The 1,521-nt window shown below is 37.1% G+C and carries 1 protein-coding gene; it reads left to right on the forward strand.

Translation table 11 applies throughout. The features are described from left to right. The coding region (locus ACVBEF_RS21160) for a hypothetical protein (protein WP_447125864.1) at nucleotides 1-872 on the forward strand (872 nt) is incomplete at its 5' end. Nucleotides 873-1,521: the final 649 nt, after the last annotated feature.

Genomic DNA, 1,521 nt, shown 5'->3' on the forward strand with positions numbered 1-1,521 from the left:
AGTTAGTGGGATTGGTGGTGGGAAAAGCGGCGACGCAAGTGGCCGGGGGCACGGCTAGCGATGGCAATGCGGCAGGGGTGAATGCCAAGCTGGCGACGGAGTTTAACTATCTGAAGCATGACGAATTGGGTAAGTTGACGTCCAAACTAGCCGGATGTGGAGGAGATATTAATCCCGCGCAATGCAGACAAAATGCTGTAGATGATGCCAAGCAACTATCGTTGATACACGACAGCGAGTTACTTACCGCATGCGGGGATGCAAGTAGTTCAAGCTGTCGTCAGCATATCGATAGTGCAAGTAAATATGCTGTCGATCAGGTGGCTACGACCATTGTGAAAGAAGATCAGAGTCGCAGTGCGAACGTATTTCTACAGCAAGTCTTTAGTAGTGAGGATGGGAATAAATTTTTCGATAATATTACCGAGCGCAAAGAATTTTTTGAGGCGTTAGGTAAATCGTTGAGAGAGAAGGGTAATGAGGTCGCTTGGGTAGATTCGGCGGCTAAAGTCTCAGATCAATTAGAAAATTTAAAGATATGCAGCAGTAATGTGTGGTGTGCGGTAGAAAATTATAGTTGGATGGAAAAAACTGGAAGTATCATTTTAAGCAAGCGTTGGACTGATCTTAAAGATTTGTTTCAACGGATAGATCCGATAGCAGGTGATGCTGCAAAAAATTGGGACAGCAATATTTTAATGAAAGAACAATATCAAGTGCAGGATCAATACAAAGATTTAAGTTTTGATAAATTTAAAGCCATTTTTACGGGTGCTTTCTTTAACGGGGTTGATGATATTACTAACCCAGAAGACCGAATTAAAAAAGGGGAAGAATTAATGGAAAAGATTCGCGATGGAGTGAGAAAGTAATGTGGACTTTGATATGGACTTTTTTCTCTTCGATAGTGTGGATTATGTTTTGGGGAATGTTGTCTCTATACTTTGTATTTAAATCCGTATTGAGTGGAATTCCAGCAACTTTTTCTATAGTAATAATATTTACGATTGTTTTTTTGGGATTAAGGAAATTTGAAGATCTTAACAATATCAATACAATAATAGTAAAAAAATATATTATTTTTTTACTTGGATTTTTATCGGCAGCGGTAATATGGTTTTTATTTTTATTTTCAATTTTAGAAGTTGGACTTTCTAAGTTTCCATATGTTGAAATATTTTTTTATTTCACGGGAATCCTTCAAGGATTTCTAATTTGGGCATATATTTTTCTTTCTAATGGAAAGTATATTATAAGAAATTTAAGGGTAAACAGTTTTCGATATGGCGTGTTATCTACAATTTCATTATATTTTTTCTTTATTATTTATATGGATGTCCTTACGTTAAGTAAGTAGTCTATTAGATGGATGGAAAAAAACTGGAAATATTATTTTTAGTCAACGTTAGACTGATCTTAAAGATTTGTTTCAACGGATCGATCCGCAAACAGGTGACGCTGTGAAACCAACAAGCCGCACCCCTCCTGTATCAAAAGGTCGGTGACTATCTTGATCAGAGC

This window comes from Glaciimonas sp. GG7, from assembly GCF_052976905.1.